This window comes from Streptomyces ruber, assembly GCF_014648075.1.
GTDB classification, from domain to species: Bacteria; Actinomycetota; Actinomycetes; order Streptomycetales; family Streptomycetaceae; genus Streptomyces; species Streptomyces ruber.
This window is the reverse complement of record NZ_BMQK01000009.1, coordinates 150,421-169,748: the sequence shown is the minus strand read 5'-3', so window position 1 is coordinate 169,748 and position 19,328 is coordinate 150,421. Positions and strand designations below refer to the sequence as shown.

22 protein-coding genes are annotated in these 19,328 nt (G+C 73.3%); 2 read left to right on the top strand and 20 right to left on the bottom strand.

Annotation, left to right across the window (positions count from 1 at the left end; all coding sequences use genetic code 11):
• Positions 1–55 precede the first annotated feature (55 nt).
• From lgt to hisI, 11 genes are all read right to left on the bottom strand, one after another.
• Positions 56–1,036, bottom strand: coding sequence for a prolipoprotein diacylglyceryl transferase (gene lgt / locus IEZ04_RS20520; protein ID WP_189218378.1), 981 nt, complete (start codon positions 1,034–1,036; stop codon positions 56–58).
• Between the two features lie 105 nt (positions 1,037–1,141).
• A complete protein-coding gene (locus IEZ04_RS20515; protein ID WP_189218377.1) occupies positions 1,142–1,915 on the bottom strand; it encodes a DsbA family protein in 774 nt (257 codons plus the stop codon).
• An 80-nt stretch (positions 1,916–1,995) separates the two neighbouring features.
• Positions 1,996–2,811 carry a tryptophan synthase subunit alpha gene (gene trpA, locus IEZ04_RS20510; RefSeq protein ID WP_189218376.1) on the bottom strand — a complete coding sequence of 272 codons (816 nt, stop codon included), beginning with the start codon at positions 2,809–2,811 and terminating at the stop codon, positions 1,996–1,998.
• Positions 2,808–4,094 carry a tryptophan synthase subunit beta gene (gene trpB / locus IEZ04_RS20505; RefSeq protein WP_189218375.1) on the bottom strand — a complete coding sequence of 429 codons (1,287 nt, stop codon included), beginning with the start codon at positions 4,092–4,094 and terminating at the stop codon, positions 2,808–2,810. The genes trpA and trpB overlap by 4 nt, the downstream gene beginning before the upstream one ends.
• A 474-nt stretch (positions 4,095–4,568) precedes the next feature.
• Positions 4,569–4,820: a tryptophan biosynthesis modulator TrpM gene (gene trpM / locus IEZ04_RS20500; protein ID WP_229821141.1), complete on the bottom strand. Its 252-nt coding sequence runs from the start codon at positions 4,818–4,820 to the stop codon at positions 4,569–4,571.
• A 7-nt stretch (positions 4,821–4,827) separates the two neighbouring features.
• Entirely contained in the window at positions 4,828–5,637 is an 810-nt protein-coding gene (trpC, locus tag IEZ04_RS20495; protein WP_189218374.1) for an indole-3-glycerol phosphate synthase TrpC, read from the bottom strand.
• Positions 5,638–5,761: 124 nt separating this feature from the next.
• Positions 5,762–6,211, bottom strand: a complete 450-nt coding sequence (locus tag IEZ04_RS20490) for a DUF2752 domain-containing protein (RefSeq protein ID WP_189218373.1) — start codon at positions 6,209–6,211, stop codon at positions 5,762–5,764.
• A gap of 115 nt (positions 6,212–6,326) precedes the next feature.
• Positions 6,327–6,590, bottom strand: coding sequence for an HGxxPAAW family protein (locus tag IEZ04_RS20485; RefSeq protein ID WP_189218372.1), 264 nt, complete (start codon positions 6,588–6,590; stop codon positions 6,327–6,329).
• A gap of 106 nt (positions 6,591–6,696) precedes the next feature.
• Positions 6,697–7,323, bottom strand: coding sequence for a TIGR02234 family membrane protein (locus IEZ04_RS20480; RefSeq protein ID WP_189218371.1), 627 nt, complete (start codon positions 7,321–7,323; stop codon positions 6,697–6,699).
• Between the two features lie 79 nt (positions 7,324–7,402).
• Positions 7,403–8,893 (bottom strand): anthranilate synthase component I, encoded by a 1,491-nt coding sequence (locus tag IEZ04_RS20475; RefSeq protein WP_189218476.1) that lies wholly within the window; start codon positions 8,891–8,893, stop codon positions 7,403–7,405.
• A gap of 20 nt (positions 8,894–8,913) precedes the next feature.
• Entirely contained in the window at positions 8,914–9,351 is a 438-nt protein-coding gene (gene hisI / locus IEZ04_RS20470; RefSeq protein ID WP_189218370.1) for a phosphoribosyl-AMP cyclohydrolase, read from the bottom strand.
• Positions 9,352–9,491: 140 nt separating this feature from the next.
• Between hisI and IEZ04_RS20465 the strand changes: the two genes are divergently transcribed.
• A complete protein-coding gene (locus tag IEZ04_RS20465) occupies positions 9,492–10,127 on the top strand; it encodes a TIGR03085 family metal-binding protein (protein ID WP_189218369.1) in 636 nt (211 codons plus the stop codon).
• A 104-nt stretch (positions 10,128–10,231) separates the two neighbouring features.
• Here IEZ04_RS20465 and IEZ04_RS20460 read toward each other — a convergent pair whose 3' ends face one another.
• From IEZ04_RS20460 to hisD, 9 genes are all read right to left on the bottom strand, one after another.
• On the bottom strand, positions 10,232–11,524 hold the full coding sequence (locus tag IEZ04_RS20460) for an MFS transporter (protein ID WP_229821140.1): 1,293 nt from the start codon (positions 11,522–11,524) through the stop codon (positions 10,232–10,234).
• Between the two features lie 105 nt (positions 11,525–11,629).
• A complete protein-coding gene (gene hisF, locus IEZ04_RS20455) occupies positions 11,630–12,385 on the bottom strand; it encodes an imidazole glycerol phosphate synthase subunit HisF (RefSeq protein ID WP_189218368.1) in 756 nt (251 codons plus the stop codon).
• 61 nt (positions 12,386–12,446) lie between these two features.
• Positions 12,447–12,851, bottom strand: a complete 405-nt coding sequence (locus tag IEZ04_RS20450) for a RidA family protein (RefSeq protein WP_189218367.1) — start codon at positions 12,849–12,851, stop codon at positions 12,447–12,449.
• Between the two features lie 32 nt (positions 12,852–12,883).
• Positions 12,884–13,606: a bifunctional 1-(5-phosphoribosyl)-5-((5-phosphoribosylamino)methylideneamino)imidazole-4-carboxamide isomerase/phosphoribosylanthranilate isomerase PriA gene (gene priA, locus IEZ04_RS20445; protein WP_189218366.1), complete on the bottom strand. Its 723-nt coding sequence runs from the start codon at positions 13,604–13,606 to the stop codon at positions 12,884–12,886.
• 3 nt (positions 13,607–13,609) lie between these two features.
• Complete coding sequence (gene hisH / locus IEZ04_RS20440) at positions 13,610–14,272, bottom strand: imidazole glycerol phosphate synthase subunit HisH (RefSeq protein WP_229821139.1); 663 nt, start codon at positions 14,270–14,272, stop codon at positions 13,610–13,612.
• Positions 14,269–14,433: a CG2302 family histidine operon protein gene (locus IEZ04_RS20435; protein ID WP_189218364.1), complete on the bottom strand. Its 165-nt coding sequence runs from the start codon at positions 14,431–14,433 to the stop codon at positions 14,269–14,271. The genes hisH and IEZ04_RS20435 overlap by 4 nt, the downstream gene beginning before the upstream one ends.
• Positions 14,430–15,023 carry an imidazoleglycerol-phosphate dehydratase HisB gene (gene hisB, locus IEZ04_RS20430; RefSeq protein ID WP_189218363.1) on the bottom strand — a complete coding sequence of 198 codons (594 nt, stop codon included), beginning with the start codon at positions 15,021–15,023 and terminating at the stop codon, positions 14,430–14,432. The genes IEZ04_RS20435 and hisB overlap by 4 nt, the downstream gene beginning before the upstream one ends.
• Positions 15,020–16,141: a histidinol-phosphate transaminase gene (locus IEZ04_RS20425; protein ID WP_189218474.1), complete on the bottom strand. Its 1,122-nt coding sequence runs from the start codon at positions 16,139–16,141 to the stop codon at positions 15,020–15,022. The genes hisB and IEZ04_RS20425 overlap by 4 nt, the downstream gene beginning before the upstream one ends.
• A gap of 23 nt (positions 16,142–16,164) precedes the next feature.
• Positions 16,165–17,499, bottom strand: a complete 1,335-nt coding sequence (gene hisD, locus IEZ04_RS20420) for a histidinol dehydrogenase (RefSeq protein ID WP_189218362.1) — start codon at positions 17,497–17,499, stop codon at positions 16,165–16,167.
• A gap of 229 nt (positions 17,500–17,728) precedes the next feature.
• On the opposite strand from hisD, the gene IEZ04_RS20415 reads away from it, so the two are divergent.
• Positions 17,729–19,309 (top strand): oxidoreductase, encoded by a 1,581-nt coding sequence (locus tag IEZ04_RS20415; RefSeq protein WP_189218361.1) that lies wholly within the window; start codon positions 17,729–17,731, stop codon positions 19,307–19,309.
• The last annotated feature ends 19 nt before the right edge of the window (positions 19,310–19,328 follow it).

The following is a 19,328-nucleotide window of genomic DNA, read 5'->3' as shown; positions in this document are numbered from 1 at the left end:
GGCGCCGTGCACGAGGCACGGCGCCCTTTGGTGTCCCTGCGGACCGCCCGTCGGCTCAGCTCTTCTCGGCCGACTCGGACCTCGCTTCTCCGGGCTTCACGGGCTCCACTGGCTCCACGGGCTTTGCGTCGGCCGCCTTCTTCTCCGGGTTCGCCGGAGCCCCGTCCTTCCCGGCCTCGTCGTCGGCGGCGCCGTCGCCGGAGGCACCGGCGGCAGCCGGTTCGACGACCTCCTCGCGGCCGGGCCGCTTCCGTGCCGACAGCACGATGTAGAGCACGGCGAGCAGGAAGACGAAGATCGCCGTCCAGTTGTTCAGGCGGAGGCCGAGGATGTGGTGGGCGTCGTCGACGCGCATGTACTCGATCCAGAAGCGGCCCGCGCAGTAGGCCGCGACGTACAGGGCGAACGCCCGGCCGTGGCCCAGCCGGAAGCGGCGGTCCGCCCAGATGACGAGCAGCGCGACGCCGATGCACCACAGGGACTCGTACAGGAACGTCGGGTGGTACGTGCCCGGCACCCGGCCGCCCGTGGAGGAGGTGATCTCCACCGCCCACGGCAGATCGGTGGGCCGTCCGTACAGCTCCTGGTTGAACCAGTTGCCCCAGCGCCCGATCGCCTGGGCAAGGGCGATGCCGGGGGCGACGGCGTCGGCGTACGCGGGGAGCGGGATGCCGCGGCGGCGGGCGCCGATCCACGCGCCGACCGCCCCGAGCGCGATGGCGCCCCAGATGCCGAGGCCGCCCTCCCAGACCTTGAAGGCGTCCACCCAGTCACGGCCCTCGCTGAAGTACAGCTCGTAGTCCGTGACGACGTGGTACAGCCGGCCGCCGACGAGGCCGAACGGCACGGCCCAGACCGCGATGTCGGCCACCGTGCCGGACTGCCCGCCGCGGGCGATCCAGCGCTTGTTGCCGAGCCAGACGGCCACGAAGACGCCGATGATGATGCAGAACGCGTAGCCGCGCAGCGGAACGGGGCCCAGATTCAGCACACCGCTCGACGGGCTCGGGATGGAGGCAAGCTCAACAAGGTCCATGGCAAGGACGACGCTACCGTGCCGGGCGGGCACGGCGGCAATCCCCCCGGCTACGGCTCCATAACGCCACGTCCGGTGTCCCGCGGCCCGGGCGGCACACGGGTCTCAGGCCTTGTTCGCCGCCTCCACCATCCGCTTCAGCTTCGCCGGGCTCATCGACCGGTCCGCGGAGATGTTCGTCCCGCCGAGGAGGACCGTCGGGGTGCCGGGGAAGTCGCCCTTCTCGAAGGCCGCGTTCGACTTCGCGACCCAGCCCTCGCGCGCGCCGCTGCGGACGCAACGGCGGAAGGACTCGGTGTCCAGTCCGTCGACCCGGCCCGCCAGCTCGACGAGCCTGCTGGTCCTGGCGAAGGCGTCGTCCGCCTCCCTGGGCTGGTTGCGGTAGAGCACGTCGTGGTAGTCCCGGAACCTGCCCGCGTCCTGGGCGCACGCGGCGGCGCCCGCCGCCTTGCGGGAGCCGCTGCCGCCCATGTTGCCGTCGATGAGCGTCACCAGGCGGTACTCGACCTTGAGTTTCCCGGAGTCCGTCAGCTCGTGGATCGTCGGGCGGTAGACGTCCTCGAAGGACTTGCACGCCGGGCAGCGGAAGTCCTCCCACACCGTGAGGGTGGCCTTGGCGCCGTCCTCGCCGACGGGGATCGCGAGTCCGTCCGCGCCGCCGGTCCGGGCGGGGGCAGCGACCGGCCCGGACGCCGCGCCGCCGTCCTTGCCGGCGTTCGCCGCGATCACGCCGACCGCCGCGGTCAGCCCCAGGACGCCGAGCGCCGTCGCACCCACGATCAGGGCGCGCCGGCGCTTCTCCGCGGCCTGCTGCTTCGCTCGCTCCGCCGCCAGCCGCTCCCGGGCGGTGCGCTTCCTCTCAGGGTTCTTCTCGCTCACGTCCGGCAGAACGAACCGGGGAGGCGCAGCGCGCCTCCCCGGTGCCAGGTCCACCCGTTCGAGTGAGCGGGTGACCGGTGTCAGACCGTCCCGCGGACGCCCTTCGCGAGCTCGCCCGCCAGCGCCCGTACGGCCGCGAGGCCCGCCGCCTCGTCCGGCGCGTCCAGCATCCGCTTCACGAACGCCGAACCGACGATCACGCCGTCGGCGAACCCGGCGACCTCGGCGGCCTGGGCGGCGTTCGAGACGCCGAGGCCGACGCAGACGGGCAGGTCGGTGGTGGCGCGGGTGCGCCGCACCAGCTCCTTGGCCTGTCCGCCCACCGACTCGCGGGTGCCGGTGACGCCCATCAGGGAGGCCGCGTACACGAAGCCGGAGCCCGCCGCGGTGATCTCGGCGAGCCGGGCGTCCCTGCTGCTGGGCGCGACGACGAAGACGGTGGCGAGGCCCTGCTTGTCGGCGTGCTCCCGCCACAGCGCCGACTCCTGCACGGGCAGGTCGGGCAGGATGCAGCCCGCGCCGCCCGCCTCGGCCAGCTCGGCGGTGAAGCGCTCGACGCCGTAGCGGTCGATGGGGTTCCAGTACGTCATGACGAGGACGGGCTTGCCGGTGGCCTCGTGGGCCTCGCGGACCGTGCGCATCACGTCCGCGATCCTGACGCCGCCGCGCAGGGCGATGTCGTCGGCGGTCTGGATGACGGGCCCGTCGAGCACGGGGTCGCTGTGCGGCAGGCCGACCTCGACGACGTCGGCGCCGCCGTCGAAGACGGCCTTGATCGCGTCGATGCCGCCGTCGACGGTCGGGAACCCGGCGGGCAGGTAGGCGATGAGGGCGGACCGTCCCTCGGCCTTCGCGGCGGCCAGGGTGTCGTTCAACAGCTGCACGTTGCCGCTCACTTGGCGTCCCCCTCGATCTCCGCGGCCTCTCCGGCCTCGTCCGCCGCGACGGCGGCGTCGGTGTCGTACAGCCCGAAGTAGCGGGCCGCCGTGTCCATGTCCTTGTCGCCGCGCCCGGACAGGTTGACGACGATCAGGCCGTCCGGGCCCAGCTCCTTGCCGACCTCCAGGGCACCGGCGAGGGCGTGGGCGCTCTCGATGGCCGGGATGATGCCCTCGGTGCGCGACAGCAGGCGCAGTGCCTGCATCGCGGCGTCGTCGGTGACCGCGCGGTACTCGGCGCGGCCGCTGTCCTTGAGGTGGGCGTGCTCGGGGCCGATGCCCGGGTAGTCCAGGCCGGCCGAGATGGAGTACGGCTCGGTGATCTGCCCCTCGTCGTCCTGGAGGACGTACGACCGCGAGCCGTGCAGGATGCCGGGCTCGCCCGCGGTGAGGGTGGCCGCGTGCTCGCCGGTCTCCACGCCGTGCCCGGCGGGTTCGCAGCCGATGAGGCGTACGGAGGTGTCGGGGACGAACGCGTGGAAGAGACCGATCGCGTTGGAGCCGCCGCCCACGCAGGCGACGGCGGCGTCGGGCAGCCGTCCGGCGCGCTCCAGGAGCTGGCGGCGGGCCTCGACGCCGATGACGCGGTGGAAGTCGCGGACCATGGCGGGGAAGGGGTGCGGTCCGGCGACGGTGCCGAAGAGGTAGTGGGTGCGGTCCACGTTGGCGACCCAGTCGCGGAACGCCTCGTTGATGGCGTCCTTCAGGGTGCGGCTGCCGGACTTCACGGCGATGACCTCGGCGCCGAGCATGCGCATGCGCGCCACGTTGAGGGCCTGGCGCTGGGTGTCGATCTCGCCCATGTAGATGGTGCAGTCGAGGCCGAAGAGCGCGCAGGCGGTGGCGGTCGCGACGCCGTGCTGGCCGGCGCCGGTCTCCGCGATGACGCGGGTCTTGCCCATGCGCTTGGTGAGCAGGGCCTGGCCCAGCACGTTGTTGATCTTGTGGGATCCGGTGTGGTTGAGGTCCTCGCGCTTGAGGAACACCCGGGCGCCCCCGGCGTGCCCGGCGAACCGCGGCACCTCGGTGAGCGCGCTGGGCCGCCCGGTGTAGTTCACGAGCAGGTCGTCGAGCTCGCGGGCGAACTCCGGGTCGGCCTTGGCCTTGTCGTACTCCGCGGCGACCTCGTCCACGGCGGCGACGAGGGCCTCCGGGATGAACTTGCCGCCGTAGGCGCCGAAGTAGCCCTCGGCGCTGGGCACCCGGCCATCGGGGTCGGGAATGAAGAACTCGCTTGACATGCGGTTACCTCACAGGGGCGTGGGCCCCGGTCGAACGTCGGACAGGGACCGTCGGACGGTGTGCGTCGGACAGTAAGCACTGTGGTCACACGCGCGGGGTGGGCGACGGCGCCGCCGGGGCACGGAGCCCACGGGCACACGATCGCGGTCGGCGTACGGCGCCGCTTCGGCGAGGTGGCGCCGACGCCGGACCTGACCCGCTGGGCCGGGCCCCTGCCGGGCGGCGGCCCCGCCGGGTCGGCACCCACGCCGGGCCGTGGCCCGCCGGGACGGTACCCACGCCGGAACGCCGGTCTCCGTGGCCGCGGCAAGCATTCGGGCCCGCGGCCGGCCCCCGGACCCGCCATTGTCGTTCCGGCCGCCGGTTCGGTCGCGCCGCAACGGTGAGGAGCGCCGGCGGCCCGGACCGGCCGTGCGGAACGACCGGCACCGGTCCACCGCCCGGCGGTGCGGCCGTGCGGCCGCTCCGTCGGCTCAGCCCACCCGCGGAGTGATCGCGCGCGCGAGCCCGGGCCATCGCATCCCGTTCACCTGGCCCGGCTCGTCGCCGATGACGTAGCGCACGCGGCGTCCGTGCACGCGCCGCGCGGGCGCCCGGCAGCCGCGCGGACGGCAGCCGCGGGCGAGACGGGCGTACGGGTCCGCCGCGACGGTCCGCGCGCAGCCGGCGGCGCCGGAGGAGCGGCTGCTCACCCGGCGCCTGAGGCGGACGCGGCGGACCGTCATCGCGGGGTCAGTCCCTGCCCTGCCGCAGCGCGGGATGCTCCCCCGCGGCGACCAGGTCCGACACGGCCGTCCTCGGGTCGCGGCCGGTGACCAGGGACTCGCCGACGAGCACCGCGTCGGCGCCCGCGTTGGCGTACGCGATCAGGTCGTGCGGGCCGCGGACGCCGGACTCGGCGACCTTGACGAGGTGCGCGGGGATCTCGGGGGCGATCCGCTCGAACGTGGAGCGGTCGACCTCCAGGGTCTTCAGGTTGCGCGCGTTGACGCCGATGACCTTGGCGCCCGCGTCCACCGCCCGCTCGACCTCCTCCTCGTCGTGCACCTCGACGAGCGGGGTGAGCCCGATGGACTCGGCGCGCTCGATCAGCGACTCCAGCGCCGGCTGCTCCAGCGCCGCGACGATCAGCAGGGCGAGGTCGGCGCCGTGCGCCCGGGCCTCCCACAGCTGGTAGGAGGTGACGATGAAGTCCTTGCGCAGGACGGGGATGTCGACCCGGGCGCGGACGGCCTCCAGGTCGGCGAGGGAGCCGCCGAAGCGGCGCTGTTCGGTGAGGACGGAGATCACGGCGGCGCCGCCGGCCTCGTAGTCCGCCGCCAGTCCCGCCGGGTCGGCGATCGCGGCCAGCGCGCCCTTGGACGGGCTGGAGCGCTTGACCTCGCAGATCACCTTGACGCCGTCGCCGCGGAGCGCCGCGGCCCCGTCCTTGGCCGCCGGGGCCTTCGCCGCGCGCTCCTTGAGCTCGTCGAGGCCGACGCGCGCCTGCCGCTCGGCGAGGTCCGCGCGGACTCCGTCGATGATCTCGTCGAGCACACTCACGCGAGCGGCCCCCTTCCTGACGGTGGGCGTTTTTGACGGTGGTCACTGCGATGGTATCCGGAGGAGGGCGTAGGCCTCGCATCCGGTTGACGCCGGTCCCACTACCTGGACGTCCGTCATTCGATCAAGGATGGAGCCAGCCACCGAACGGCAGGTTCCGGACAACGGTGAAGACCGTCACCAGCGTACCCAGCGACCACAGCGTCACGGGCGCGAGCTCGACGCGCAGCGGCCGGCCGCGGACCCGGTGGGTCACCCAGACGGTCCACACCACGGCGAAGCCGAGGAAGGCGAGCACGGCCACCGCGTTGGCCGTCAGGGCGGTGGCGAGGTCGCCGTGCGCGAAGGCGTGGGCGGCGCGCAGTCCGCCGCAGCCCGGGCAGTACAGGCCGGTGAGGTTCAGCAGCGGGCAGACCGGGTAGTGGCCGGGTTCGTTCGGGTCCACGGCCGCGACGTACGCGAACGCCCCGGTCACGGCCGCGAGCACGCCCCCGGGCACGGCCAGCCTCCTGAGCCGGGCCCCGGCGCCGCCCGCTGTCGCCGTCCCCCGGCTGTCGTCGTTCACACCACGCATTGTGCCCGGCGCGGGGCGCAGGCGCGCGCGAGGGGCGGCCCGGCACCGCTGCCGGGACCCGCCCCTCGTGCGCGGCCGTACGGGGCCCCGTCCTCGCGAGGCCGCCGTACGGGTGTCAGCTCTTGGCGCCCGCCGGCTCGCCGTCGCCCGCCATCTTGTGCACCGGGTGGGCCTCCTTGGACTGTCCGAGGCCCATCAGGCGCATGATCCCGCCGACGACACCGCCGAGGAGGACGACGGCCATGCTGGCCCAGAAGCCCACCGGGTGGGCCGCCACCATGAAGGTGCCGGCGGCGCAGAAACCGATGAAGGCGATGATGACACCGGTCCAGGCGGCCGGGGTGTGACCGTGGCTGCTGCCGTGGCTGCTGCCCGCCATGACTTGCTCCTCGTGGGTGTGTGGTGCGATGCGTGTGAGTCGTACGCTCGCCGTCCATTGTCCCGTACGCGCGCGTGGGAGGCGCGGTCGGGGTCGTCCCCGCGGCCTACGTGCCCGTCGGGTCCTCGCCGCGGTCCAGTGCCTTCCACAGCTCCTCGGGTCGCTCGGGGTCCACCGCCCGGGCCTTGCGCGGGCGGGGCGTCCCGTCGCGCTCGTAGCGGCCGGACATCGCGGGCCACAGCCTGCCGTATCTCAGCGCGAGCAGCCCGGCCAGCAGGAGCAGTGCGCCGCCGGCGGCCGCCACGTACGGCCAGGCGGTGTGGCTGAGCGCGTGGACGGTGGCGGAGGCGTCGCCGGACGCCTGTGCGGCCTTCTCGTCGAGCGCGGCCCGGTCGGAGGCGCCGAGCAGCGCGGCGGCGATCGTCCCGGCGCCGGAGAGCGCGAGCAGCGCCGCCACCAGGACCCGTCCGGCTCTGCGGACGGCGAAGACGGCGACGAGCGCGGCCAGGCCGACTATGGCGAGGGCGGCGGGCACGCCGGTGACGTCGCTGCCCTGGGCCGTGAGCGGGAAGTCGCCGCCCGCGACCGTCGCGGTCGCCGCCGACCAGCGCTGCCGGGAGGCGAGCAGCGCGACGGCGGCGCCGAGCGCGCCGGCCAGCAGCGCGACGGCGAGGCTGCGCCGGCCGGGGCGGGGGGACGCGGTCTGGGAACGGGGGTGAGGTGCTGCGGTCACGTCTCCACTATCGCCTGAACCCCGGACGTTTCGTCACCCGGGGTTCACCGGCGGCTCGCCCCCGGTCCGTCCCCGATGGTCAGCCGCCCTGCGCGAGCCGGTTCGCGCTGTGGACCGCGCGGAGCACCGCCGCCGCCTTGTTGCGGCACTCGGTGTCCTCGGCCACGGGGTCGGAGTCGGCGACGACGCCCGCGCCCGCCTGCACGTACGCGGTGCCGTCGCGCAGCAGGGCGGTACGGATGGCGATGGCGGTGTCGGAGTCGCCCGCGAAGTCCAGGTAGCCGACGCAGCCGCCGTACAGGCCGCGGCGGGACGGCTCCAGCTCGTCGATGATCTGCATGGCGCGGGGCTTCGGCGCGCCGGAGAGCGTGCCGGCCGGGAAGCAGGCGGTCAGCACGTCGAAGGCGGTACGGCCCGCGCCGACCCGGCCGGTCACGGTGGACACGATGTGCATCACGTGCGAGTACCGCTCGATGGACATGAAGTCGACGACCTCGACGGAGCCGGGTTCGCAGACCCGTCCGAGGTCGTTGCGGCCGAGGTCGACGAGCATGAGGTGCTCGGCGCGCTCCTTGGGGTCGGCGAGCAGCTCGTCGGCGAGGGCCTGGTCCTCCTGCGGGGTCGCGCCGCGCGGCCGGGTGCCCGCGATGGGGTGCACCATCGCCCGTCCGTCCTCGACCTTGACCAGGGCCTCGGGGGACGAGCCGACGACGTCGAAGCCGTCGAAGCGGAGGAGGTACATGTACGGGGACGGGTTGGTGGCCCGCAGCACCCGGTAGACGTCGAGCGCGCTCGCGGTGCAGGGCGTCTCGAAGCGCTGGGAGGGCACGACCTGGAAGGCCTCGCCCGCGCGGATGCGCTCCTTGACGTCCTCGACGGCGGCCCGGAAGTCGGGGCCGCCCCAGCGGGCGGTGTACTCCGGCAGCTCGGAGGGCGGGAGGACGGCGGGGGGCTGGGCGACGGGGCGGGAGAGGTCGGTCTCCATGGCGTCGAGGCGGGCGACCGCGTCCGCGTACGCCTCGTCGACGCCGGTGTCGAGGTCGTTGTGGTTGATGGCGTTGGCGATGAGCAGCACCGTGCCGTCCCAGTGGTCCAGGACGGCGAGGTCGCTGGTGAGCAGCATGGTCAGCTCGGGGAGCCGCAGCTCGTCGTGGTCGCCGGGGCCGATGTTCTCCAGGCGGCGCACGATGTCGTAGCCGAGGTAGCCGACCATGCCGCCGGTGAAGGGCGGCAGGCCGGGGGCGAGGTCGCGGGGGGTGTGCAGGGCCTCGACGGTGGCGCGCAGCGCGGTGAGCGGGTCGCCGCCGGTGGGGACGCCGACGGGCGGGGTGCCGAGCCAGTGGGCCTGTCCGTCGCGCTCGGTGAGGGTGGCGGCGCTGCGGACGCCGACGAAGGAGTAGCGGGACCACGACCGGCCGTTCTCCGCGGACTCCAGCAGGAAGGTGCCGGGGCGTTCGGCGGCGAGCTTGCGGTACAGCCCGACCGGTGTGTCGCCGTCGGCGAGGAGCTTGCGGACGACGGGAATGACCCGTCGGTCGCCGGCCAGCTTGCGGAACGTCTCAAGGTCCATGGCGGTCATGGCGGTCGACCCTACTGATCGCACGCGGGTGCGGCGGAGGCGGCGTCCTGTCCGGGGGTCTCCTGGCCGCCGGCGGTGAACAGCACGTCGGCGTCGAAGCAGGTGCGGGCGCCGGTGTGGCAGGCGGCGCCCACCTGGTCGACCTTGACCAGGACGGTGTCGGCGTCGCAGTCCAGGGCGACGGACTTCACCCACTGGAAGTGGCCGGAGGTGTCGCCCTTCACCCAGTACTCCCGGCGGCTGCGCGACCAGTACGTGCAGCGGCCGGTGGTGAGCGTGCGGTGCAGTGCCTCGTCGTCCATCCAGCCGAGCATGAGCACCTCACCGGTGTCGTACTGCTGGGCGATGGCGGGGAGCAGCCCGTCGGCGCTGCGCTTGAGACGCGCGGCGATCGCGGGGTCCAGGCCGCTGGGGGTGCGGGGCGGGGGCGTGCTGGTCATGGGTGCCATTGTGCCGCGCCGTGCGGGCCGCGCCGCGCGCCTGTCCACGGGCCGGACCGCGCGCCGCACCGGCTGCGCGCCGTGGGCGGTTTCGCGCCGACGCGCGTACTGCGCTGGGCCCGCCCGCCGCCCGGTCGTAGGCTGGCTCCATGTCGACCCATGCCAAGCGTGAACGACTTCTCCTCGCCGACCTGTTGGAGGCCGTGGGCCCCGACGCGCCGACCCTGTGCGAGGGCTGGCGCACGCGTGATCTCGCCGCGCACGTGGCGGTCCGCGAGCGCCGCCCGGACGCCGCCGGGGGCGCCTTCGTCAAGCCGCTCGCGTCACGGCTGGAGAAGGTGATGGCGGAGTTCACCGCCAAGCCGTACGAGGAGCTGGTCCAGCTCGTCCGCACCGGTCCGCCGCGCTTCTCGCCGTTCTCCCTGAAGCAGATCGACGAGGCCGCGAACGTCGTCGAGTTCTACGTCCACACCGAGGACGTGCGCCGGGCCCAGCCCGACTTCACGCGGCGTGAGCTGGACCCGGTGTTCCAGGACGCGCTGTGGTCCCGGCTGGAGCGCATGGCCCGCCTGATGGGCCGCAGCGCCCCGACGGGCCTGGTGCTGCGCCGCCCGGACGGCCGCACGGTGGTCGCCCACAAGGGCACCCCGGTGGTCACGGTGACCGGCGAGCCGTCGGAACTGCTGCTGTTCCTGTACGGCCGCCAGCAGGCCGCCGACGTGGCGCTGGACGGCGACAAGGACGCGATCGCGAAGATCCACGAGAGCAAGCAGCTGGGCATCTGACCGACGCCGCCCGCCGGCACCGGACCGGGCCCCGGCCAGCCGAGGGGGGCTGCCCCGGGGTCCGGCCGCCGCTCCGGTGACCACGGCCCCCGACAGCCGGCAGGTCAGCGCGGCAGCTGTACCCGGCGCAGGTCCCGGACGCACAGGGGCAGTACGCCGCCCAGGGCGCACACCGCGGCGCTGACGGCGAAGACGGGGGCCGGGCCCCAGAGGCCGATCGCGGTGGCCGTCAGGGGGAGGCCGAGCGGGGCCAGGCCGAGGCTGACGATGCCGGCGACGGAGCTGACGCGGCCCAGGTAGGCGGGTGCGGACTGGGTCTGCAGCAGGGCGCCGCACAGGGCGCCGCTTAGGCCGGTGAGCAGTCCGACGAGCGCGGCCACGCCCGCGGCGGCCACCACGCCCGGCGCGTACGGGAGCGCGGCGATGGCGGCCGAGCCCAAGAGGACGGCCACCGGCATCACGATCCCGGCGTGCGGCAGGCTCCCGCGCACGGTCAGCAGCAGGGCCGCCACGCCCGCGCCGACGCCGAGCCCCGCGAGCACCCAGCCCATGCCGGACGCGCCCCAGCCCCGCTCCTGGGCGAGCAGGGTCACCCCGACGTTCATCGGGCCGACGAAGCCCAGGTCGCCGAGGGCGATGGCGGCCACCAGCGGGGCGAGGACACGGTGGCGCCGGATGTAGGTCAGGCCGTCCTTGAGGTCGCGCCACGCGGTGCCCCCGGCGCTCTGACCGTCGCCGGTCCGTTCGTCCCCGGGCAGGTCGGCGATGCGTACCCGGACGAGCAGCGGCACGGACACCGCTATCAGCAGCCCGGCCAGCCCGAACGCGGTGGCCGGTCCGCCCAGCGCCACGCCGAGACCGCCCAGCGGCGCGCCGACGACACTGGCGAAGCGGATCGCGAGGCCGCGCATCCCCTGTACCCGGGCGAGCTGTCCGGGCCCGGTGACACGTGCAGGCAGGGCGCCCACGGCCGGCATGAAGACGGCGTCGACCGTGCCGAAGACCAGGGAGAGCACCACCAGCGGCCACAGCCCGGGCTCGGTCGCGAACAGCAGGGCGGCCACCACCAGCACGGTCACGCAGCGCACCACGTCGCTGCCGATGACGACCCTGCGGGGGCCGAAGCGGTCGGCCAGCACTCCCCCGCCCAGCATCAGCAGGGCGCGCGGCAGGGCGCTCAGCGCCGTCACGACCCCTGCCTGCGCGGGCGTACCGGACTGGACGGCGGCCCAGGACAACGCGAGGTAGTAGATGTTGTCGCCGAGCATGGACGCGGTGTACGCGCCGAGCCAGCGCAGGACGTTGGGATCGCGGTGCGCGGGGCGCTCGGGGAGGACGGGGAACCCGGAGAGGACGGGGCGCTCCGTCGTGGCGGTTGTCGCCTCATGATCGGTCACCGGGCCTACGTTACGAGTCCGTGGCGGGCGCTCCCAACCGGCGCCGTCGGCACCGAAAAGCCCCGGCCGCGCGGCAACGGCCGGTGACACATGCCAGACGGAGCGTCACCGCACGGGGTGCCCCGCCGCCCGCAGCGTCCGCTTGACCTCGCCGATCCGCAGGTCGCCGAAGTGGAAGACCGACGCGGCCAGGACCGCGTCGGCCCCCGCGGCGACGGCCGGCGGGAAGTCGGTCAGCCTGCCCGCGCCGCCGGAGGCGATGACCGGAACGCGCACGTGCTTGCGGACGGCCTCGATCATCTCGATGTCGTAGCCGTCCTTGGTGCCGTCGGCGTCCATCGAGTTGAGCAGGATCTCGCCCGCGCCGAGCTCGGCGGCCCGGTGCGCCCACTCCACCGCGTCGATCCCGGTGCCCTTGCGGCCGCCGTGGGTGGTGACCTCGAAGGAGCCGGTCTCCGTGCGGCGGGCGTCGACGGAGAGCACGAGCACCTGGCGGCCGAAGCGTTCGGCGATCTCGCGGATCAGGTCGGGGCGGGCGATGGCGGCGGTGTTCACGCCGACCTTGTCCGCGCCGGCCCGCAGCAGCCTGTCCACGTCCTCGGCGGTGCGGACGCCGCCGCCGACGGTCAGCGGGATGAAGACCTGCTCGGCGGTGCGGCGCACCACGTCGTACGTGGTCTCGCGGTTGCCGGAGGACGCGGTGATGTCCAGGAACGTCAGCTCGTCGGCGCCCTCGGCGTCGTACACCTTGGCCATCTCGACGGGGTCGCCCGCGTCGCGGAGGTTCTGGAAGTTGACGCCCTTGACGACCCGGCCGTTGTCCACGTCCAGGCAGGGGATGACTCGGACCGCCAGGGTCATGGGTCCACGGCTCCTTACGAATACGGCTCTGCGGCCTTACGGCTCGGCTATGACTTGTCGGCTACGGCTTGTCCGGGGCCCGGTAGGCCTCCAGTTCCACTTCGACCAGGATGCGGGAGTCGATGAAGTTCTCCACGACCAGCAGGGTGGCCACCGGGCGCACCGCGTCGAAGAGCTCCTTGTGGGCCCGGCCCGCCTCGTCCACGTCCCTGAGGTGGGTCAGGTACATCCTCGTCCGCACCACCGACCGGGCGTCGAGCCCGAACTCCGCGATCGCCTCCAGCGCGTTGGTGAAGGCCACCTTGGCCTGTTCGTACGGGTCGCCCTCCCCGTACAGCACGTCGCCCTGGAGGGACGTCGTGCCCGCCACCAGCACGCGGTCGCCCGCCGCGACGGCGCGTGCGAAACCGAAGGACTCTTCCCAGGCACTACCGCTCTGCACGCGCCGTACGGCTTCGGAGGTCATGACACCGCATCCCTCTTCACAGTCTCACGCTTTCACGAGGTGGCCTCGAGGGCCTCTTCCAGGGTGAACGCCTTCGCGTACAGGGCCTTCCCGACGATGGCGCCCTCGACACCGTCGGGCACCAGGGAGGCGATGGCCCGCAGGTCGTCCAGCGAGGACACGCCGCCCGAGGCCACGACCGGACGGTCCGTCGCCGCGCAGACGTTCTTCAGGAGCTCCAGGTTGGGGCCCTGGAGCGTGCCGTCCTTGGCGATGTCCGTGACGACGTAGCGGGCGCAGCCCTCCTTGTTCAGGCGCTCCAGCGTCTCGTACAGGTCGCCGCCGTCGCGGGTCCAGCCGCGGCCGCGCAGGGTGGTGCCGCGGACGTCGAGGCCGACGGCGATCCTGTCGCCGTGCTCGGCGATGACCTTGGCGACCCACTCGGGGGTCTCCAGGGCGGCGGTGCCCAGGTTGACGCGGGTGCAGCCGGTGGCGAGGGCGGCGGCGAGGGTGTCGTCGTCGCGGATGCCGCCGGACAGCTCCACCTTGATGTCCATGGCCCCGGCGACCTCGGCGATCAGCTTCCGGTTGTCGCCGGTGCCGAACGCGGCGTCCAGGTCGACCAGGTGCAGCCACTCGGCGCCCGACCGCTGCCAGGCGAGGGCGGCCTCCAGCGGGGAGCCGTAGGAGGTCTCCGTGCCGGACTCGCCGTGCACGAGGCGGACGGCCTGGCCGTCACGGACGTCGACGGCGGGGAGGAGTTCGAGCTTGGCCATGGTCTACAGGGTTCCGATCCAGTTGGTGAGCAGCTGCGCTCCGGCGTCGCCGGACTTCTCGGGGTGGAACTGGGTGGCCCACAGGGCGCCGTTCTCGACGGCCGCCACGAACGGCTTGCCGTGCGTCGACCAGGTGACCTTGGGGGCGGTCAGGGCCGGGTTGTGCGACTCCAGCGTCCAGTCGTGGACGGCGTAGGAGTGCACGAAGTAGAAGCGTGCGTCCGGGTCGAGGCCCGCGAACAGCTCCGAACCGGCCGGGACGTCGACCGTGTTCCAGCCCATGTGGGGGACGACGTCGGCCTGGAGCGGGCCGACCGTGCCGGGCCACTCGTCGAGGCCCTCGGCCTCCTCGCCGTGCTCGATGCCGCGTGCGAAGAGGATCTGCATGCCGACGCAGATGCCCATCACGGGGCGTCCGCCGGCCAGCCGGCGCCCGACGACCCAGTCGCCGCGCGCCTCCTTCAGACCGCGCATGCAGGCGGCGAAGGCGCCGACGCCGGGCACCAGCAGGCCGTCGGCGTTCATGGCCTTGTCGTAGTCACGGGTGATCTCGACGTCGGCGCCGGCGCGCACGAGGGCGCGCTCGGCCGACCGGACGTTGCCGAAGCCGTAGTCGAAGACGACGACCTTCTTGCGAGTGCCACCAGCAGGTGTCGGGGTGCTCAATTCCACACCTCCAGCCTCAGGATGCCCGCGACCAGACACATCGCCGCGCCGATCGACAGCAGCACTATCAGGCTTGTGGGCATCTTCTGCTTGACGAACGAGATGATCCCGCCGATCAGGAACAGACCGACGACGATCAGGAGGGTCGACAGTCCGTTCACAGTGCGCCCTTCGTGGAGGGCAGGATGCCGGCCGCGCGCGGGTCGCGCTCGCTGGCGTACCGGAGCGCCCGGGCCAGCGCCTTGAACTGGCACTCCACGATGTGGTGGGCGTTGCGCCCGTACGGCACGTGGACGTGCAGCGCGATCTGGGCCTGGGCGACGAAGGACTCCAGTATGTGCCGGGTCATCGTCACGTCGTACTCGCCGATCATCGGCGCCATGTTCTCGGGCTCGGTGTGCACGAGGTAGGGGCGGCCGGAGAGGTCGACGGTGACCTGGGCGAGGGACTCGTCCAGCGGGACCGTGCAGTTGCCGAAGCGGTAGATGCCGACCTTGTCGCCGAGGGCCTGCCTGAAAGCGGCGCCGAGGGCGAGGGCGGTGTCCTCGATGGTGTGGTGCGAGTCGATGTGCAGGTCGCCCTCGGTCTTGACCGTGAGGTCGAAGAGGCCGTGACGGCCGAGCTGGTCGAGCATGTGGTCGTAGAAGCCGACGCCGGTGGCGATGTCGGTCCTGCCGGTGCCGTCGAGGTCGATCTCGACGAGCACCGAGGTCTCCTTGGTGGTGCGCTCCACGCGCCCTACGCGGCTCATGCCTGTCGCTCCTTCTTGAGTTCACGTACCGCGTCGAGGAACGCGTCGTTCTCGGCGGGGGTTCCGGCGGTGACCCGCAGCCACCCCGGCACCCCGTTGTCCCGGACCAGGACGCCCCGGTCGAGGATCGCGCGCCACGCCCGGTGGGCGCCGTCCGCGCCGTCGAACCGCCCGAACTGCACGAAGTTCGCGTCCGACTCGGTCACCTCGTAGCCGAGTCCGCGCAGCTCCGCGACCAGCCGGTCCCGCTCCGTCTTGAGCTGCTCGACGTAGCCGAGCAGCGTGTCGGTGTGCTCCAGGGCGGCCAGCGCGGTCGCCTGGGTGACGGCGGAGAGGTGGTACGGCAGCCGGACGAGCTGGACGGCGTCCACGACGGCCGGGTGCGCGGCGAGGTAGCCGAGACGCAGGCCCGCCGCGCCGAACGCCTTGGACATGGTCCGGGAGATCACGAGGTGCGGGCGGCCCGGCAGCAGCGGCAGCAGTGAGTCGCCGTGGCTGAACTCGACGTACGCCTCGTCCACGACCACCATCGACGGCTTCGCCGCCTGCGCGGCCTCGTACAGGGCGAGGATCGTCGCGCGCGGGACCGCGTTGCCGGTGGGGTTGTTCGGGGTGGTGATGAAGACGACGTCGGGGCGGTGCTCGGCGATCGCCTTCTCGGCCGCCTCGAGGTCGATGGTGAAGTCCTCGCCCCGCGGTCCGCTGATCCAGCCCGTGCCCGTGCCGCGCGCGATGAGCCCGTGCATCGAGTACGAGGGCTCGAAACCGATCGCGGTGCGGCCGGGTCCGCCGAAGGTCTGCAGCAGCTGCTGGATGACCTCGTTGGAGCCGTTGGCCGCCCAGACGTTCTCGGTGGCGACCGGGTGGCCGGCCGTCCGCGTCAGGTACTCGGCCAGCTTCGTGCGCAGCTCGACCGCGTCCCGGTCGGGGTAGCGGTTGAGGTCGCGGGCCGCCTCGCGCACCCGCTCGGCGATCCGTTCGACGAGCGGTTCGGGAAGCGGGTAGGGGTTCTCGTTGGTGTTCAGGCGTACGGGGACGTCCAGCTGCGGCGCGCCGTAGGGGGACTTGCCGCGCAGCTCGTCCCGTACGGGGAGGTCGTCGATGCGTACGTTCTTCACATCGGTCACGTCAGTCACGTTCGTCACTTGCCTTCCGGCACCTTCCACCCGAACCGTGCCTTGATCGCCGCCCCGTGCGCGGGCAGGTCCTCCGCCTCCGCCAGCGTGACCACGTGGTGCGCGACGTCCGCCAGCGCGTCCTTCGTGTAGTCGACGATGTGGATGCCGCGCAGGAAGGACTGGACGGACAGGCCGGAGGAGTGGCAGGCGCAGCCGCCGGTGGGCAGGACGTGGTTGGAGCCCGCCGCGTAGTCGCCGAGCGAGACCGGCGCCCAGGGGCCGACGAAGACCGCGCCCGCGTTGACGACGCGCTCGGCGAGCGCCGCCGCGTCGGCGGTCTGGATCTCCAGGTGCTCGGCGCCGTAGGCGTTGACGACCTTCAGGCCCTCCTCGACGCCGTCGACGAGGACGATCGCGGACTGCCGGCCGGCGAGGGCCGGGCGGATCCGGTCCTCGATGTGCTTGGTGGCCGCGACCTGCGGCTCCAGCTCCTTGGCGACCGCGTCGGCCAGGGTGACCGAGTCGGTGACGAGGACGGCGGCGGCGAGCGGGTCGTGCTCGGCCTGGCTGATCAGGTCGGAGGCGACGTGCGCCGGGTCGGCGGTGTCGTCGGCGAGGACCGCGATCTCGGTCGGGCCGGCCTCGGCGTCGATGCCGATGACGCCGGTGAAGTACCGCTTGGCGGCGGCGACCCAGATGTTGCCGGGGCCGGTGACCATGTTGGCGGGCGGGCAGGACTCGGTGCCGTACGCGAACATCGCGACCGCGGTCGCGCCGCCGGCCGCGTACACCTCGTCGACGCCGAGCAGCGCGCAGGCCGCGAGGATCGTCGGGTGCGGGAGGCCGTCGAACTCGGCCTGCGCGGGTGAGGCGAGCGCGATGGAGCCGACACCGGCCTCCTGCGCGGGCACCACGTTCATGATCACGGAGGACGGGTAGACCGACCGGCCGCCGGGCGCGTACAGCCCGACGCGCTCGACCGGCACCCACTTCTCGGTGACCGTGCCGCCGGGGACGACCTGCGTGGTGTGCGTGGAGCGGCGCTGCTCGCGGTGGACGGCGCGGGCGCGGCGGATCGACTCCTCCAGGGCCGCACGGACGGCCGGGTCGAGCTGCTCCAGCGCCTCGGTGAGGGCCTCGGCCGGGACCCGTACCGACGTGAGGCGGACGCCGTCGAACCGCTCGGCGTACTCGATCAGCGCCGCGTCGCCCCGATGATGCACGTCCTCGCAGATCGGGCGCACCTTGTCCAGGGCGGCCGCGACGTCGAAGTCGGCTCGGGGCAGCAGGTCGCGCAGGGCGGACCCCGACGGAAACTCCGTGAGGGCCTCGCCGCGCAGATCGATTCGGGAGATCACACGCCCAATTCTCTCAGACCCGTGCGGCGGGCCGTGCGCGCGTTCCAGTGGCTGATACACGACCGGCGGGGATCCGTGAAGATCGCCTTTACGTTTAGTGTTCAGGACGTCACTCAGCGGGCATGGGACGGGTGTGCGAACCCGCGGGTAGATGAGGCGGCCGGGCGGCGTGGGGAATCTGCGTCCGCCCGGGCGGCAGACGGGGTACGGGGCAGAAGGGACGCGAGCCGTGAGTGAAGGTGCAGACGTCCGGCCGGGGGATCCACCGGACGACCTGACCGCCGCCGAGATCGGGATGTGGCAGGCCTTCCGCAACGGCAGCGTGTACGACCTGCGCAGCGGCGACGCTGCGGTGGACGACCCGCACTCCGGGCACTTCTGGGGGCCGGAGCGCACCGTGCGGGCGCGCATCGTGTGCTGGCTGCTGCTGGACGGGCCGCCCGCCCTCGCGGGCCGGGTGTCGGCGCTGAAGCTGGTGGGCGTCCAGATCACGGGCCCCGTCGACCTGGCGGGCGGCACGGTCGTGCCGTACGTGGAGCTGAAGGGCTGCCGGTTCGAGCAGGAGGTGCGGCTGCCGGAGGCCCGGTTCACCACCGTGCGGCTGCTGGACTGCTCGCTGCCCCGGCTGGAGGCGGCCCGCGTGCACACCGAGGGCGACCTGCACCTGGCGCGCTGCCGGGTGCACAACGGGATACGGCTGACGGACGCGCACATCGGCACGGACCTGCTGCTCAACCAGGCCGTGGTCTACCGCGACCGGCGCGGCCGCTCGATCAACGGCGACGGTCTGACCGTCGGGCAGGACCTCCAGGCCGAGCTGCTGGAGTCGCACGGCGAGTTCAGTCTGCGCGGCGCCACGGTCGGCGTGTCGCTGAGCCTGCGCGGCTCCCGGCTGTCCAACCAGTACGGGCGCCTGGCGCTGAACGCCCCGCAGCTCACCGTGGAGCGCACGCTCTACCTCACCCCGGCGGCCCTCTCCACCCCGTACTACAGCGTCGGCATCACCCCGGCGCAGGGCACGCGCGTGCAGCGGTTCAGCTGCCAGGGCGGCATACGGCTCGACGACGGCCGGTTCGGCGACTCGGTCGACCTGGAACACGCCCGGTTCCTGCTCGCCGAGGACCAGGAGCTGTCGCTGCGCCGGGTGCAGGTGCCCGAGCTGCGTTTCCTGTGCGAGAGACCGGAGCGCGGCAGGGTCGTCCTGTCGGGCGCGCGGATCGTCAACCTGATGGACAGGGCCGACAGCTGGCCGGGCCCGGGCCGCATCCAGATGGGCGGCTTCACGTACGAGAACCTGGTGCCGCGCGGCCCGTTCCCGCTGGCCAGACGGCTGAACTGGGTGGCGGCCGCGACCGCCGAGTACAACCCGGAGCCGTACGAGCGGCTGGCCGCCGTGCTCCGCGCGGGCGGGGAGGACGAGGACGCTCGCGAGGTGCTCCTCACCAAGCAGCGCCACCGCCGCGAGAACCTGCCGCTCGCGGGCAAGCTGTGGGGCTACACCCAGGACTGGACGGTCGGGTACGGGTACCGGCCGGGCCGGGCCGCGGTGTGGATGGCGGTGCTGTGGGCGGCGACCTCGATCGCCTTCTCGCGCGCCGACCACCCGCCCATCAAGGGCGGCGAGCACCCGCCGTGGAACGCGTCCCTGTTCGCGCTGGACCTGCTGCTGCCGGTCGTGGACCTCGGGCAGGTGGGCTACTGGCAGCTGCACGGGGTGTGGCAGTGGCTGGCCGCCGTGGTGATCATGGTGGGCTGGATCCTGGCGACGGCGGTGGCGGCGGGGGCGACGAGGCTGCTGACCCGGAACTGACGGACGGGTGCGACCGTGA